The sequence below is a fragment of the Maribacter sp. genome (assembly GCF_039974175.1).
In the GTDB taxonomy this organism is placed as follows: domain Bacteria; phylum Bacteroidota; class Bacteroidia; order Flavobacteriales; family Flavobacteriaceae; genus Maribacter_C.
In genome coordinates, this window is sequence record NZ_JBDWJN010000003.1 from 56,274 (window position 1) to 73,929 (window position 17,656).

9 protein-coding genes are annotated in these 17,656 nt (G+C 40.7%); all 9 read right to left on the reverse strand.

Going from position 1 to position 17,656, the window contains the following annotated elements:
• Positions 1 to 72 precede the first annotated feature (72 nt).
• The 9 genes from sprA to ABJN95_RS01400 all read right to left on the reverse strand — a co-directional run bounded on the left by sprA (position 73) and on the right by ABJN95_RS01400 (position 17,572).
• Positions 73 to 7,365 carry a cell surface protein SprA gene (sprA, locus tag ABJN95_RS01360; RefSeq protein ID WP_348368192.1) on the reverse strand — a complete coding sequence of 2,431 codons (7,293 nt, stop codon included), beginning with the start codon at positions 7,363 to 7,365 and terminating at the stop codon, positions 73 to 75.
• Between the two features lie 5 nt (positions 7,366 to 7,370).
• On the reverse strand, positions 7,371 to 7,952 hold the full coding sequence (gene ruvA, locus ABJN95_RS01365; RefSeq protein WP_348368193.1) for a Holliday junction branch migration protein RuvA: 582 nt from the start codon (positions 7,950 to 7,952) through the stop codon (positions 7,371 to 7,373).
• 102 nt (positions 7,953 to 8,054) lie between these two features.
• Complete coding sequence (locus ABJN95_RS01370; RefSeq protein WP_348368194.1) at positions 8,055 to 10,349, reverse strand: NADP-dependent malic enzyme; 2,295 nt, start codon at positions 10,347 to 10,349, stop codon at positions 8,055 to 8,057.
• Positions 10,350 to 10,427: 78 nt separating this feature from the next.
• The gene (locus tag ABJN95_RS01375; protein ID WP_348368195.1) at positions 10,428 to 12,281 is read right to left on the reverse strand and encodes a trehalase family glycosidase; all 1,854 of its coding nucleotides are present in this window, start codon (positions 12,279 to 12,281) and stop codon (positions 10,428 to 10,430) included.
• The gene (locus ABJN95_RS01380) at positions 12,278 to 13,513 is read right to left on the reverse strand and encodes an MFS transporter (RefSeq protein WP_348368196.1); all 1,236 of its coding nucleotides are present in this window, start codon (positions 13,511 to 13,513) and stop codon (positions 12,278 to 12,280) included. The genes ABJN95_RS01375 and ABJN95_RS01380 overlap by 4 nt, the downstream gene beginning before the upstream one ends.
• 5 nt (positions 13,514 to 13,518) lie before the next feature.
• Entirely contained in the window at positions 13,519 to 14,823 is a 1,305-nt protein-coding gene (locus tag ABJN95_RS01385; protein WP_348368197.1) for an MFS transporter, read from the reverse strand.
• Between the two features lie 120 nt (positions 14,824 to 14,943).
• Positions 14,944 to 15,864: a tRNA epoxyqueuosine(34) reductase QueG gene (gene queG, locus ABJN95_RS01390; RefSeq protein ID WP_348368198.1), complete on the reverse strand. Its 921-nt coding sequence runs from the start codon at positions 15,862 to 15,864 to the stop codon at positions 14,944 to 14,946.
• 273 nt (positions 15,865 to 16,137) lie between these two features.
• Positions 16,138 to 16,272: a hypothetical protein gene (locus ABJN95_RS01395; protein WP_348368199.1), complete on the reverse strand. Its 135-nt coding sequence runs from the start codon at positions 16,270 to 16,272 to the stop codon at positions 16,138 to 16,140.
• The gene (locus ABJN95_RS01400; protein ID WP_348368200.1) at positions 16,235 to 17,572 is read right to left on the reverse strand and encodes a vanadium-dependent haloperoxidase; all 1,338 of its coding nucleotides are present in this window, start codon (positions 17,570 to 17,572) and stop codon (positions 16,235 to 16,237) included. Before ABJN95_RS01400 ends, ABJN95_RS01395 begins: the two co-directional genes overlap by 38 nt.
• Positions 17,573 to 17,656 lie beyond the last annotated feature (84 nt).

The window sequence follows — 17,656 nt, forward strand, 5'->3', positions numbered from 1 at the left end:
AAATTCAAAAAACGAACTCAAGCTTGGTACTAGGGTGAAGGGATTAGGGACAAGTATTTTATCTTTTTGCCTTTAATTTCCGAAGTTATATCGAAGCGTAAAACCGGTGTTTATAGTGGTTTGTGGAAAGGCTGTAGATACGGCAAACTGCGAAAAAGAGTGGTCGTAAAAGAACAAAGCGTTCAAATTTTTACTTAGTGCGTAATCGGCCGTAAACTTAATAGAGAGCAGGTTTTGACCCGAAGTAATCTGGTTGTTATCGATGTCTAGATTACGAATAATGGTCAAGTTATCTCGGAGGGTAACATCGGCCTTTAGATTTAAATCGCCTTTCAATCTGGTCTTTTGACCGCCAATATTGGTGACGAATTTCACGTCTTTGATACGATAACCTAAACCAACCGTGTATTCTTTGCCATTGTTTTCGGTAAGCAGGTTGTTATCTAAACTCAAGGAAAGCATACGATCACTGCGCACTTCTGCCAGAACACTGACCGAATTTTTCATTTCAAAATCAAGCCGCACAAGGGGGTTGAACTGATCTGTGAGCACTACGTTGTTTAAAATAAGTTCCGAACGGAAATCAAATTCAGCAGGATTTCCTTCGTCAAAAATTTGATTCCCATTTTGCAACTCTAGGTTCGTTTGAAAAGAATTGATACTATAGGCCGCTCGATACCCATGACTTACCGAAAAACGTTTGAACTTCTTTTTAAACCATTTGTTTTTCATCAATCCCGTATACTTGATATTCCAATTTGGAATTGGTATTTTTCTGAATACATCTAAATTCACACGACTGGCATCTTGCCCTGTATACGCGGCAAAGAAAGCGGGAAGCAGAACATCTTGTTGTGTTTTACCATACCCTTGCGGAAAACCTTCACCATCGACTACGCCTGCCGATTGATTACCTCGATCCGCTTCTATTCGATTGGCTACCGTAATTCTATTCTGCTTAAACTGTTCAAAATTCTTGGAATCAAATTCGTCACTTTTTCCAAAGGCAGTACCGATCATCATGGTAGAGATACTAAAACTTCCAAGGCTATTTACAAGAGCTGGTTCACCATTTCTCCATTTCTCCAAATCAAAATTCTCTTGAGAACTTTCTGAGAATTGACGATCTGCAACCAAGTCAATGGTGAGATCTTTGATCGGCTGCGCTGTAGCGGTGATATTCAATTGTTTGTTTGTTCTACGTATGTACTGCTCATTGAAGTCACCAAAGGGCGTCAGCCAGCCATTTCGAGCCGCTTCAAATCGTACGTCAGATTGGCTACCAAACACAAAACCTAAGGTCGGTCTTGCCGTACCTACAAAGCCAATAGACTGTGTATAACCTGGCAATACCGTTCCATTCATTTCATTATAGTTGACGTTCAAACGTTTTACCATGGTCACCACGTCGACCACCGTATTGAAAAGTTTACCCGTTTTTCTAGGACCTTTTTTCTTCTCCTCTTTGGGGTTACCCGCCTTATCTTTTCTCACTGGGGCCGCACTGGCCTGGGTCTTCCCGTCTTTTTTCTTTAACCCAATAAGGTCATAGAATTTTTGCATTGACAGGGAAGCCGTTAGATTATGGGTGTTGGAATTTTGAACCGTATTCACTTGAGAGTTACCTACTCTCCCCGGGTCATTTTCCTCTAACCATTCTCGTGCCACTTGATTAATAGCATCACCTCCGCGTTGCCAGTCAAAATTACTCGAATAGGTATACTGTGAACTAATAAAATCTAGCGCGGGAATTTTGCTAAAGGGAAGCTCATAATTCAATTCCATCTGTTGCGCATGACGGTTGGGTTCGCCTAGATCAAAGAAACCATCCCATAAGTTAAGCCGCTCATCGAGTTCATTATCAATTCCGCCATCTGCGTTCAAAAAATTACGAACAATTGCATTGTTACTAGCCGTTAAGTTTAATCGCAACGATTTGGTTAGACTATAATTTATAGCATATTGCCAATTGAATTGGTAGTTACGTTGTCTTAGTGTAGGCAACTCTAAGCGATCAACGCCATCTTGAAATACATCTCGAAAACGCTGCTGATTGAATTGTCTATCGATATTTGAATTCACAGAAATCGTAGCGGGTAGCACATTAAAATTCAAATCTTTTAACCATTTCCAATATTTGCCATTAAAGAGTGAATCTTTCTTGGCAAAGGGTGCTACCTCAAGGGGTTGAAAAGCATGATTGTAGACAAAGCCTGTATTGACATTCTGGTCTCTTAAGTTTGCGATTTCAAAATCGCGATGTTCCGTTTCGTTGTAAGAATAGTTAAAGGTGAAATTTTCGATGTCGTAGAAATTGGCTTCTGCTTCCTCGCCCCTATCTTTGCGAACGCCAATCAAATTGATACTTGTTCGTTTGGTATAATCTTCTGCTTGCTCAAGAATCTGATCTTTTGTGGCGACTGTAGGATCTGTAGACACTTCGGGTGCAGCGTCAATGCGATCTTGCAATTTTAAATCGTCATAAACCGGATCAAATTCGGGCGTAATGATTTCTTCAGATATGCCATAATTGAAGGGCAGCTGAATGCCCCATTTCTTGGGAAGTAACTGCCCCACGTTTACATTGGTAACTACGTCATAGGAAAGCGCGTCTTCTCTAGCTCGCTCATTCGGCATCTGATCAATACCCCCAAAACCAGAAGTACTCTTTGCTCCTGTTGCCGTAACGTTAGCGAAATCGGCCATGTTTGCATCAACAGCTGCAACAGCCGCCCAACCGCCATTGTTATCTAAACCAGCCAAACGCAACTCATTAAACCAAACTTCTCCTCTGGCCGGTATATTGTCAATATTCTTCACCCCGACCATCATACTTCGTATGCTTCCTAACGATGGATTACCTTTTATTCCAATTCGGTTTCTTCCCAAGGTTCTTGGGGCAAACTCATCAACGGCAATAACTTCACCGTTTTCTACTTCAAAAAAGCGAACTTCAGTTAAATCACCGCCGGCAATCCAAGCAGATTTTACCGCGTTCAAATCTGCAAGCAGAATCTCCATTTCATTTACCTCTGGCCAAATTTCCTCTTCTGTACGGGCGCTAAAGGGAGTAAATTGCAGAGCGCGTTCAATCTGATAAAAATTCTCTGAGAAGTCGGTTCCTATTCTTAAAAAACCTACCAAAGGGGTATCATCATCAGTGTAGTCGCTATCTAAAATCTTCTCGGCATGCATGAACATCCTCAGTTTCTTGTACTGACGCACATCAATATTCAAACTTTTAAAAACCCCGCGTGAATCTTCCGACTCTAAATTTTCGACCACAAAGGATAAGGACTGCTCATTTTGACGAATTACTGTATTGTTGTTGTTCAAACGCTCCCTAATCACTCCTGGAGGCAAAACATAGGGAATAGGGGTACGATTTTCATTCTCTTCAATATTTACAGCATTGACGTCGACCACGGTACCATCGTCAGTAGGATCAGCATCAACCAAAGGGTCTTGTAAATTCTTTGTGTAAGTCCTCCAATCGCCTCTAACCAAATCTAAGGTAGCAAAACGCAGCACCGTAGGAGATGAAAAACCGGTCATATACATCCGCATAAAACTGATGGATCGGAAATCAGAAATTCCTCCTACTGCTGCCGTAAAATCACTTAAAGGAATTTTATACTGAATCCAACGGCGATTGATTTGTCTCCCATCTGGCACATCATTGGTTGGTACCGGTGCGGTTTCTAAAACATCGGTAACATATTGATCATTTACAGTGGTATTTGGCCGAATGGGTATACGATACTCATAATAGCTATTAATCGTATTCATCGTCAAATCACGATCAATATCCTCAACATCGGGCAAGGTATTCGAACCCCTATCGGTATTCGTAACACTTACTGGGGAGTTTCCATCTGGGTTGTTGAAGTCTTTATAGCGTTCCAAAATATCGCCTTCTCGGTTTAGATAATATTGGTAGTTATCTAAAGCTGGATCCTCAGGTGAGATTCCAAAATTATTAAAATAAACAGGGTTAGCTTCACCCGCCAAGGTATACGTTCCTTCATCGTCGTCATTCAAACCGTCAAGCCCGATGTCTTGAAGACCCCTGTTGGTTTCATCGGCATCGAAAGCGTAGACCAAAGCCTGAGTTTGAGGAACTCTACCCCATATGTCATCGCGAACTAGATCGTTGCTATTTACTCCCGGTAGGCCATTTTCGTATTGCTTGCGCCCATCCTTTAAGATATCTTCTGAAATGTTTCCAAAGTTCAAGACCAGCTCCCCAGGTGAATCTGTAATGCCATCAACATAGGGATCTAGAATCCAAAACTGTACAAACTCTACATTCGCTTGTTCAAAATTAGTACTGCTCAAAGACCGCATGATACCAGCCCATTTTTCATCAGGTTGCAGGTTGGCAAAATCATCATTCGAATTTGCATTATAAGGCCCCTTTTCTCCAGGAAAATAATTGAGGTTCAAAGTATTCTGAACCTGGGTCTGCCCTTGAGCAACGTCTTGTTGAAAAAGCTGCTGAATAAATACACGTCTTGTTTCGTTGGTAGACATGTCACTATCTGTTACGCCAGCGGGCCTTTGATTGGTATAAAAAATTGGGTCAATCGTATACCACGACATCTTGGCCCTATGAAAACCCGTCTCAATTCCAGTATTGGCAGGTCTATATAGATCGTCATCAGGAACACTTGCCAATGACCACCCCAAGGACGAACGGATATCGATGAGGGCTTGTGCTCCTTCAAAATCATCTAAATAGGTCGTAGTTTCTCCTTGAAAATCGGCATTTTTAGGTGAATTCGGTTTTAGCCAGGCCACCTCAGCACGAACGGACAAGTTGGAGGCTACATCGGTATCGATATTGGGTAATTTATTGGCCAATCGTGTTAACCACGGCACCTCGGTTGAAAAGTTACCATTCAAACCAAAAATCGTATTATTTACAGGTTCAACACCAAAATTCGATTTTTGGGTCAGGGGGCGCTCATTCAAATTCAGAAGCGTTCCGCCCAAGACGAAATTCTTATTGACTTGATGTTCCACGTTAATACCCGTAAAACGTCTGGTTTGCTGGCCAAAAACGGCATTGTTTTCTACTGATATATTGATCGGGGTATTTGAAGCTTCCAAACTTGGATCCAAAATCTGCACCGTTCCTGCTTGATAGTTTACAGTATAATCAATTCCCTCTTGTAATGTTCTACCACCAGCGGTCACACGCACCGAACCCCTTGGCACATTGAATGCCCCAATTGGGATACCGTTACTTCCCTCTGATTTATATCGCCCTTTCAGTAAAAACTTATTCTTCTCAGGGTTTTGTAAGGAAGCTGCTTTCGTAAGCTCATACATATCACGGAATACATATTTCGCTTGATTATTATTGTACGATTGTTCGTCTGAATAATCTCCCCCACCTAAGAGTTCATGTAAGTGCGCCCCAAAAGGCTCTGTCTTTGTAAAAATGATAAGTCCGTTTCGCGTATTCACGGTTCGACCCGGTATAAAATCAAAGAATCCATCACCACCGGGCTGAATGTCGTTATAGGCATTCAATCGATCTAGATTGAAAACATCTAGTAAAATACGTTCTTCCAATGGCTTTCCATTGTCACCCACCGCAGGAGGCGTGTTAGGAAATGGATCAACGGGAGTAATATAGTTTCTGGGCGTTGGATCAGAGAACAAAATATTCAGTTTGAAATCTTCTTGACTCAAACGAAAAGCACCTGTTGCATAAATATTTTTCATCATCAAATCCCAAATCGGATCTGTGATATTGGTAACATTACTTTTAAGCAATTTTAGAATCAAGGTATTGTTCTCAATAATGGGTGTAGCACCAGGAGCTACACCTGTGGCATCAACACCGCCATTGGCGAACTCACCTACCTGAAACACCTGCCCATCTACGGTGTATTGAAAAGCCACACCTAGCACTTCGTCATTACTCAAGCGTTGGTTTAAAGAAACATACCCCAATTGTGTATCAAACTCATAATCTCTACCTGGGTCTAATTTCCGTGCATTTTCTAAGATGGCGTAATCAAATCCTTGATCTATTTGGTAGCCCGCTGTAAAACTAGCGCTATTAAACCCAGTTTCTACCGTCGCAATGTCACGTATATCGGAAGTAAGGGCACCGCTACCAATTAGAGCCGGGTCAAAATCATTCGCATTGTTTCGGGGTAAGTTATCCGCGCCATTGCTATTTGTATTGAAAAATGTATTGGGTACACCACCTAGTCTACCTACTCTTGTTGGCCTTTCTTCAATATCAGTGCTCAATGGATCGTATTCACCCAAATCTTGAATGGCGACCACATTTCGAACGTTCAAGGTTTGTTGGCTTCTATTAGTCACCCAAACCTCCAGACGTGTAATTTGAACCTTACTTTGTATATATGGGTATTTTGAGAGGGCCTGATCATAATTATCTCTAAAATACTGTGCTAGAAAGAAGTGTCTATCTTCATCGTAGTCTAGGGCGGTAACTGAAAAATCACTAAGCGTCCCCCCGCCTTGTGCCACTACGGTATTGTTCTGAGAACGTTGCTCTGAAAAAACTGCGGTTACCTTGGTTCTGCCGAATTGCAATTGTGTCTTTACCCCGAATAGACTCTGGGCGCCTTGAATAAGCGAGCTGTTCAATGGCATATTCACATTACCTACTTCGATACTTTGTATGATATCATCCTCAGTAGGGGTATAGTCTAATTTGACAATATTCTGAAAATCGAAGGTGGCTTCGGTATCATAATTCGCTGTTACTTGAAGGCGTTCACCTATCTTACCGAGCATACTCAAACTTATACGCTGATCGAAATCAAAAGATAAGTTGGTTCTATTTCTTGGTGATAAGGACGGATTGTCATTCTTCTGCCAAATCACGCCTAAATCCATGGCAACAGACCCTTGTGGAATTACTTCAATGGTATTTCCACCAAAAACAGATTGAAAAAAATTGTTATTTACGTAGAAATTTGGGAGCAGGTTCTTTTGCGCGTCTCCTGAGCCTTCTTTTTTTCCCGATAGCGCGTCTCCCTTTTCCTTGAAATAGTTTTTAATTCCCTCCTTGCGAACCAAATCATAATATTGATCTGGAGTAAGAATGATAGGATAACCAATATCAAAATCACCAACGCTCTCGTTGTAAATATATCGATCTAAATTTGGGTCATAAATATATTTGGAAACAATGCTTTCAGGGTTCTCAAGAACCAGTTTCCCCAAAGAGAAACCTGTTTTAACAGAATCTTGCTGCGGTGTATTCTCTTCATCTGTTTCTTGGGCATAGGAAATCTCCGTCGCCGCAAAAAATAGGATGAATAGGATGGTTAGCTTAAATGAAGATTTAAGTATTTGTTTTGCCCCTTTTTTCAAACTAGTTACAAATTTTTAAGCGCGAGTTTTATAATGTTTTCGACACTTAGGGAGGAATCTTGTAGTAACACCTTATCTACAACTTTTTCAGACTGTCTTCGGGCGAACCCAAGAACCTCTAAAGCAGATAACGCTTCTTCTTTATTTGTATTGTTTGAACTAAGGGAAACTTCGTCAATATCGTAGACTTTTAAAACCTTGTCTTTTAGGTCTAAAATAACGCGTTGGGCCGTCTTCGCTCCTATACCTTTGATACCCTGAATAGTAGGGACATCTCCACTTGCAATTGCATCACGAATTTGGGCAGGTGATAATGATGACAACATTGTTCTTGCAGTACTTGATCCAATACCAGAAACAGATAATAAAAGGCGAAATATTTCACGTTCCGATTTTTCGGAAAAACCGAACAGTGTATGAGAATCTTCTTTTACCTGTAAATGGGTAAAGAGATTAATAAGTTCTACATCGGCAATTTTGGAAAACGTATGCAAAGAAATGTTTACAAAATAACCCACCCCAGCACACTCTATAACAACATAGGTGGGATTTTTTTCTACCAATTTTCCTTTGAGGTGGTGTATCATGAATTCAAGTTCAAGCTCAAGAATCAAGTTCAAAAGCCAATTATTACTTATTAAAATATGCTGCCTTTACTACCTATTGCAACCGCCTTATACATACCCGTACTATTTTCCTTTTTTCGCTTTCCAACGCTTTTCACGTTCTTGGGCATCGATAGCTGCAACGGCGGTCATATTTACCATTTCATCAACGCTAGCGCCTAATTGCATGATATGCACAGACCTACGGAGCCCGACCATGATGGGGCCTATTGAATCTGCCTGATTCAATTCTTTTAGCAACTTATAGGTGATATTCGCTGATTCTAAGTTGGGAAAAATCAAGGTATTTACTTTTCTTCCGGCCAGTTTTGAAAACGGGAATTGACTTTGCAACAACTCCTTGTTCAGCGCGAAATCTGTTTGAATTTCACCATCGACAATAAGGTCTGGATTGCGATCGTGTAAAATTCGAACGGCCTCTTTTACCTTTCGTGAATTTGGGTGTGTTGAAGAGCCGTAGTTGGCATAAGACAACAAAGCAATGACTGGATCAAAGCCAAATGTCGACGCTACATTTGCTGTATTCTGAGCGATCTCTGCCAGTTCTTCTGCTGTTGGATTAATATTTATAGAAGTATCTGCCAAAAATAAAGGTCCTCTTTTCGTTATCATAATATGTACCGTAGAGGCCTTGGAAACATCGGAAGCTCTCCCAATTATTTCAAAAACAGGTTTTACAACCATAGGATACGCCCTAGAATAGCCCGAAATCATACCATCGGCGTCGCCTTCTAAAACCATCATAGAGCCAAAAGAATTGCGCTTCTTCATTTGCGTTTTTGCATAGTACAAGGTACTTCCGGTTCTCCTTCTATTCAACCAATACTTCTCTGCATATTGGGCTCTTTTTGGTGCCGCTTCAACAGATTGCGGATCGATGATTTGTACATCGGCATCGAATTCCAATTCTTGCATCAGTTCTAAAATAATCACCTTGTTACCTAGTAATATGGGCATGGCAATACCTTCATCATAGGCAATTTGAGCGGCCTTAAGTACATCTAGATGATCAGCTTCGGCAAAAACAATTTTCTTCAAGTTCATTTTCGCCCTGTTATGAAGAAGACGAACAACCTTGTTATCGCCCCCTGAGCGCTGACGTAGCTCTTCGCGATAGCGGTCCCAATCTTCAATCGGCTCTCTTGCAATGCCACTTTCCATAGCCGCCTTCGCAATTGCCGGAGGAATTTCAGAAATCAACCTTGGATCAAAAGGTTTGGGAATGATATAATCTTTGCCAAAGGTCAGACGAGTTTCTCCATAGGCAATATTTACCTGTTCAGGCACAGGTTCTCGGGTAAGTTCAGCCAATGCTTTTACCGCCGCCATTTTCATAGCTTCATTAATTCCTGTTGCCCGAACATCCAATGCCCCTCTAAATATGAAAGGGAAACCCAATACATTATTTACCTGATTCGGGTGATCGGAACGACCGGTGGCCATAATAATATCTTTTCTAGTCTTACACGCCAAATCGTATTTAATCTCTGGATCTGGATTCGCCATGGCAAAAACAATCGGGTCTTTAGCCATCGACAAAAGCATTTCAGGCGAAACAATGTCTTTTATAGAAAGCCCTATAAACACATCGGCATCCTTCATTGCTTCCTCAAGGGTATCTATTTTTCTATCGGAAGCAAATTCAAGCTTTTCCTTAGATAGATTTTCGCGATCTCTGCGGATCACGCCTTTGCTATCGAGCATGACGATATTTTCGTCTTTTGCGCCAAATGCCTTATATAATCTTGTACATGAAATTGCCGCTGCCCCAGCACCACTCACCACAATACGTACTTTTTCAATCTTTTTCCCTGTCAACTCAAGCGCATTTAACAAAGCCGCAGCAGATATGATTGCAGTGCCGTGTTGATCATCATGCATTACCGGAATATCTAATTCTTCCTTCAACCTTCGTTCTATCTCAAAAGCTTCAGGTGCTTTGATATCTTCCAAATTAATACCTCCAAAAGTGGGGGCAATCATCTTTACGGTCTCTATAAATTTATCTACATCCTCAGTATCTACCTCAATGTCCATTCCATCGATATCTGCGAAAATCTTAAATAGCAGACTCTTTCCCTCCATAACCGGTTTTGAAGCTTCGGGCCCAATATTTCCCAAACCTAAAACAGCCGTGCCATTCGATATGATAGCAACTAAATTTCCCTTTGAAGTATATTTATATGCCTGGTCCTTGTCTTTGGCAATCTCCAAACAGGGTTCTGCAACTCCGGGCGAATAGGCCAAAGCCAAATCACGTTGTGTAGAATAAGGTTTGGTAGGCACAATTTTTATCTTCCCCGGTTGAGGTTTAGCATGGTAGATTAATGCCTCGCGCCTGTTCTTCTCTTCACTCATGTTCTCGAAAATTTAAGACACAAATATAATTCTATTCTTCTTTGATTTTACATAAAGATGCAGGGCAACAAGAAGTGCTTAGTCAAAAAGATCATCAGGATCGATTAATTCATTTAGTTCGACAATACGCTTGGAAGGTAGCAAACTCAAACCATATTGATAGGAAGCGTTCATCCAACCAAACCCAGATGTAGTGATATAGTCAAATTCAGTGCCTACGTTACCGTATTCTGCATACACTTTATGCGTACAGGATACAACATCATATTTCTCAGGGATAGTACCGTTGTAATCAACTGCATTTCGAGTAATCATCCAAAGCCAACGATATGCTAATTCATATGCTTCTGCTTCAAAACCAAAATTGATTAGCCCTTTCCAGATCAGCATTTGGTGCGGTGCCCAGCCGTTCGGATAATCCCATTGACGTTGTACCTTTCCTTTAGATAATTCTTCTACCGCACTTTTGGAAGTAGAAACAATTCCGCCTTTTACTTTAAAATCTCGCATCAAAATAGCGACCATTTGGTTGGCTTGTTCTTGATTGCAACACTTGGCCCAAAGCGGATAGAAATTGGTTGCAGAACCAAAATTGGTTAATCGCTTGCTCTTGATATTAAAGTCAAAATAGCTTTGATCTTTTTCAGACCATAATAACCTATTCATTAAATCCCTGCGTTTTTCGGCCTGCGCCAACCAATACACGGAGGTATATATCGCTGTGGGCGTTTTGAACTTGTCACAAAAATAGGTTTCAATGAGATAGGCAAAATCCGTTTCATATTTGTAAAGCAAAGCATTGAGATCTACCGTATTTAGATTGGCGCACACATTATCTAAACGCCAAGAAGTATCATGCCCACTTTCACGTAGGCTGCGGTCATGAACAAAATACATATCCAATTCCTTATCTTGGATTTCTCCATTTTGATACTTTTCTGTAAAAGCTGAAATCGACAGCTTATGTTTCTTGGCGCATACTTTTAAAATAGCATCAAAATGACCCGCTTCTGTTTCGGGTGGAATGCCAATACCTTCTGCCAGATAACGATTGAGTCCGTTTTTGGTTTGGCGCTTGTTTTCAACCATCCAAACCGTCTCATACTCGGTAATGGCGGTACGTAAAACTGCATCTAGCCATTCCTTACCTACTGATTTGTCGGTTTCATAAACTTCGCGAATAAAGGAACTTAAAAATGGGGGCTGGGTGCGCGTTAAATAGTACGATCGATTTGCATTCAGAATTTTACCATAGTGTTCAATTTGATAACAAAAATTATCGACCATAGCCTTAGCGAGGTCTACCCTACCGTCTAATAAAAGGCCGACACCTTCAAAATAACTATCCCAACCGTACATTTCATTAAACCGACCCCCGGGAACTACAAATGGAGCTCCTTTTTCGTTTTCCAATTTCAAACCTAAAATTCCTGGTTGATCGTTTATCGATTTTACATATTCTGGCGTAATATGCCCTGGGAGCACTACAACTTCTATGGTAAAGTCTTTTTCTAGCCTTTGAAAATACTGTTGGGCTTTAACATCTCGGTACGGAACATAGACCCGCTTGACTTGGGTGTCGGCTTTATCATCACCAACTATAGTAGCTATCCCTTTTTCATCAATAGTCCGCGTTAAATCATCCCAAAACACTTCACGAATCATTCGCGATATTCTGGCCGTTGGAGCTTCTTCAATTTTAGCCAGGGAAATCTCAACTTCCCTCAAGCCCCTCTTTTGTGCTAAAGCCAGCTCCTGTAAAAAATTGGATAGAAAATAGGTGCCTTTTATTTCATGGGTCTGACCGTCAGTAGAAACAATCTTGAATTTTTTTGGCCCGCGATCTTCCTTGGTGATCTTCTTATCGCTGTCGGTGTCTTCTTGAAGCAACAATTCTTCAATGATGGTATGAATAGGTAGGTTAAATGTCATTGGGTGATTTCTACTTGTTTTTTGGAAATTTTATCTATTAATAAAACAAATACAATAAGGAGTGCCATTGGAATTAATAAGAAATAGAATGCATTAGCACCTCCAATACTTTCAAATAATTCTCCAACAATTCTTGACCCTATGGTGCCCCCCAATGCAGAAAAGATAATGATGAGGCCAGACATGGGAGAATGTAAGCTTTTGGGCAAGGAACTAAGTACCGTAGAATTTAACAGGGGGTAAATTGGCGCTATAAACAACCCAATTAACGGAAGGATAAATCCAAGAACAGGCACATTCTTAAGATTTGATATTTCCGTTAAGGATGCGATGTCTGCCTTTAACTGCGGCAATACGGCTAGTAAAATTCCACCCGATATCACAACACAAACTATCACCAAAAACACCCATGACATTTTTTTGGTGAGGTAACCGGCAACAAATCTTCCCAAAGCTAAAGACAAGGCAAAGATTACCGCCATTTGAGTAGCTAAAACCGAACTGAAACTGAATATCTTTTCATTAAATCTTGGTAACCATGTCATGATGCCCTGTTCTATCATTACAAAAAAGAAGGCAGAAGCCAAAAAGACCAAAACCAGAGGTACTAATATTAATTTCAGCGATTGTAGCAGATCTTCTTTAAGATTTGAACCGATGGACTCGACCTGGTATTCAACCTTTGAAAAAAGTAAAAAGACAAAGGAAAGGGCAATAATAATTAGCAATACATAATAGACGTTAAGCCATGCATTTTCGTCTGTATCAGAATAAAAAGCGGGAAATAGAAAATATGCAAAGGCAATTCCAACCATGAAAAAGCCTTCTATTGAACTCATCATAGAAGAGTGTTCCTTCTTAGAATCAGTCACAATGCCAATCAACGAATAAACCGACAATTTAATGAGTGCAAAACTTACCCCAATTGACATGAAAAGTATTTTGGTATGTAAAAAGGTATTCCCAAAAATCATCAATACACAACCTGCGAAAACAATTGCAATTCCGGTTAGCATGGCTTTTTTGTATCCAAATCTCGGAAGAAACGAGGCTACAATAAAAGAAACTATGGCAATGGGTAAATCTTTGAAGGCTTCCAAAACAGAGGCTTGCGACTCGCTTACACCGTAGACATTGATCGATTTAGCAATCACAATACCCACGCTATTCAATAAGATAGCAAAAACAAAATAGTTAAGGAAAAGAGATATTTTTATTCCAGTATTTTTCATAAGCGCTATTTCTTAGAGATGTTCAAGCGCATAGCAAGCACTGCAGATATTATAAAAAACACCCCAGCAAATAGAATGGCATTGCTCGCACTACCGCCTAATAAATACTTGTAAATGGGGCCAAAGGTGAGTGTTTCAATTCCCATAGGAATTACTATCATCATGTTCAAAATGCCCATATAAACTCCACGTCGTTCTTGGGGAACCACCTTGGAAACCATCGTATATGGTATACCCATCATAGCCGCCCAACCAATACCAAAGAGAACCATAGGTGCCAAGACCAAAATAGGGTCACCAATGTACGGAATGGCGAAGAGTGCTAGACCTGTACCAACAAGACTAAAAGCATAAATTTTCTTTCCTCCGTATTTAAGAGTTAGCGGCACTAAGGCAAGAGCAACAACCATTGTAACTATGTTATACGTCAAGCTCATTTGAGCTGCTTGCGAAGCCGCTTCCGAGGTCGAATACCCCAAGGTCTGCTTAAATAATGGGGTGATGTATTGCCAGTAAATGAATAGGGCATACCACTGAAAAAGATAAACGGCACCTATTTTCCACATAAAAGATGGCATCTCCTTGATGGCATTACCAATCTCCGCAAATGGTTTTGCAATACGTTGGCCCATTGGCAAGCTCTTGCTATGATTGATTTCAGCCAGTTCAGAATCAGTGGGTGGAATTTCAGGCGTTTTAAAAACCGACCAGAGTATAGTGGTTACGGACAAAATTCCCCCGATATAAAAGGAATAATACAACCACTGCGGAATTTCTCCAGCAACTTCAACAGAGTCGCCGCCAAATAGATATTGAAACAAAACAATAGAGCCATTTGCTAATAGTATTCCAGCACCTACAAATAGACTTTGCATTTGGTAGCCCAAACTCAATTGTTTTTCAGGTAATTTATCGCCAACAAATGCGCGGTAGGGTTCCATCGCCATATTATTGCCCACATCTAAAATCCATAACAACCCAACAGCAAACCAGAGTACGGGACTCGACGGAAATGCAAACAAACACAAACTGCCAATTATCGCTCCAATCAAAAAATAGGGTTTACGCCTTCCCCATTTGGGTGACCAGGTTTTATCAGACATCGCTCCAATAATTGGTTGCACAACAAGACCTGTAACGGGCCCTGCTATATTTAATATGGGTAACATTTCTTCAGGAGCGCCTAAGTACAGAAATATGGGATTGATTGCCGTTTGCTGTAGTCCAAAACTATATTGTATGCCCAAAAATCCGACATTCATGTTGAAAATCTGCCAAAAACTGAGCTTTGGTTTTTGTATAACGTCCATTTCGATTAAAGTTTGGTGGTAATTCTGCCTAACAATATAGCATATAAAAAGCGCTAGTAACGAAAACTTAACATGAAAAACCGAAGAATGGAAAACGAAAACGTTTGCGTGGCAGAAGGATTATTTCAAAAACTTGATGTTTCGCTCCAAACCAGAAAATTTAGTGCGTTTCACCGCAGATTTTTTAAACACTTTTTTAAAGACATCTTCGGTGATTTCCTCCCAATCTTGTTTGGTCATTGCAAGTAAATCTGGATGTGGATTAAATAAAGGTTCTCGATGGGGTTTAGAGAATTTGTTCCAGGGGCAAACATCTTGACATACGTCACAACCAAATGCCCAATCATCAAATTTGCCATGAAATTCATTTGGAATTTCATTCTTCAGCTCTATGGTAAAATAGGAAATGCATTTACTGCCATTCACCACATAGGGTTCTACAATGGCTTCGGTAGGGCAGGCATCTATACAGGCCGTGCAAGTACCGCAATGATCCGTAACCGGACTGTTATATTCCAAGTCTAGATCAACAATTAACTCTGCAATAAAATAGAATGAACCTACTTGTTGGGTAAGCAGATTGCTATGCTTACCGATCCATCCGAGTCCGCTTTTGGCCGCCCATGCTTTATCTAAAACCGGAGCAGAATCGACAAAAGCCCGACCGTTTACTTCTCCGATTTCTTCGGAAATAAAGTTTTGAAGCTGTCGCAGTTTTGATTTGATGACATGGTGGTAATCTTGCCCGAACGCATATTTAGATACCTTAAAGGTATTTTCTATTTGCTCTTCTTGCGGAAAGTAATTTAGCAATAAAGAAATCACAGACTTGGCGCCATCAACCAGCAACCTTGGATCTAAGCGCTTGTCGAAATGGTTTTCCATATAGGCCATTTCACCATGCATGTTCTTATTTAGCCAAGTTTCCAATCTAGGAGCTTCTTCCTCTAAAAAATCAGCCTTCGAAATACCACATGACAAAAAACCGAGGCGTTTGGCTTCGGCTTTTATGAGACTAGTATTTATTTCACTCAATGTCAATGCGTTCTTTATTTTAGCTAAGGTACATATCTTTTAAAATTTGAACAGCTACCTAAATGACCATATCCTTTGCAGACCACTTCATGTTTAAGGCAGCATTGGATTTCTCATGGCACATACCCCAACTCAATTTCCCTTCTAAACCCAGACATATAGCGCTTACAAACGAAATTCAGTAAGTACCTTCCAAGCATCATCAGAAGCGGCGTACCCGCTGAAGGTGGGTCGGGTGGTCTAAATTTTTAAAAGGAGTGCCGCATGTTGCAACGCAATCTAGTCTTCCTCAATCTCAGGGCCTATTTTGGTAGCGAGTTCGCCAATACTATTGGCAGGAAAATTTCCCATATCCGCCTGCACTCTAAACAATGCGCTAGTCAGTTCGCGGTTGAAGAAAATTATTAACGGCATAATTACCTATTTGGGCTCCAAGCTTATGTCCCTCTTCAGAATCATATCTAAAATGTATTCCCAAATATATTCTTGACATCGAGGCCTCTAAACCTGCTTCGGAAAAACTGTTGAAAGATCGCGTCGGCGGATTCATTCTCATCTTCCCTGAAAAAAAACCGGCGCTATCAACTTCCTTCTGCACCATGGTAAAGGCATATGTATCTCCTTTTCCTAAGGTATTTGCCAACACCGTCATCGCGGCCGTGCTTGCCGTACCATGTGCCGAAGGATATGATGGAAACGGATAGGTGTGTTTATGTAAATTGTTCCAATCCAAATCGGGTTCCGTATAGGGATTATCATCATTAGCAGCCCATCGAATCGCGGTATAGGGTCTCCAATGGTTGTAATAAAATTTATTGTCAAATACATTTACATAACCATCGTAAATCGCCATATTCAGAAGTGCATAGGCCCTTGTAGCTAGCCAAAGGTTCAATTTTTCTTTAGATATTAAATCTCTTAACAGTGTATTATGAGAACTTTCTACGAACTCTTTCCACCACAATGCCATGTGAGTTTGGTCATCAGTTCTTGCTGCACTCTCAAATCGACCAACTTCTTTTACTTCGTTAAAAGCCTCGGTATACGCCTGACTATTGATCTCGGGTGGAGGGGAAACTCGAAAATGACTCGCAGAAGGCAACATAAAAGGTGTTGCGGTAGCCCAGCCAGCCCCAAAAACAAATCCTTCAGGAGTACCACTATGCTCATTGAACTCTGCGTATACTCCCGGTGCCATTGGATGCAACATATAATCTGCCTCTCCATTGTATCTGTCATCTTGTCGAAATTCTAGAACCGCTTTAGCAGATGCCTCGCCCAAAGTTTTGGCAAGATCTTTCCTTTCGCCCTCTTCAATTAAATCAATATACTTTGAAAGTAACTTGTCAAACTCTTCAATTTTTTCGGGAAATTCATTTAAGGCCACAAAGTATGCCGCATAAGAGACAGCGGTAAGAGCATCTGCATTTGACATTGTGGAATTATAGGCGTAACGATCGTATTCTGGAACAATACTATTCAACACGTCGTGCATGGCCAAATGCATCATCGCTGTGGCACGCACTCCTTTTAAAGTTAGTAAGTTGTCTTCCGCTATGGCTGTTTCCAAAACTATCTCATTCCATTCTGAAGCAACTAGGGCGGAATATTCATTTATTTTGATGTCAGATTGCTTTGAATTATTGCGTATACAACTATGTAGCAGTAGTAAAGCTAGCAAAGCAGTGCCATATCTTAAGTTATATTTTTTCATGGTTTTAGCTTATAGCGTTCATAGTAATTGTGCTTCTGCAAGCTAATAGCTTCTTTAAGCAATGTATTTGCCATAAAACTCAAA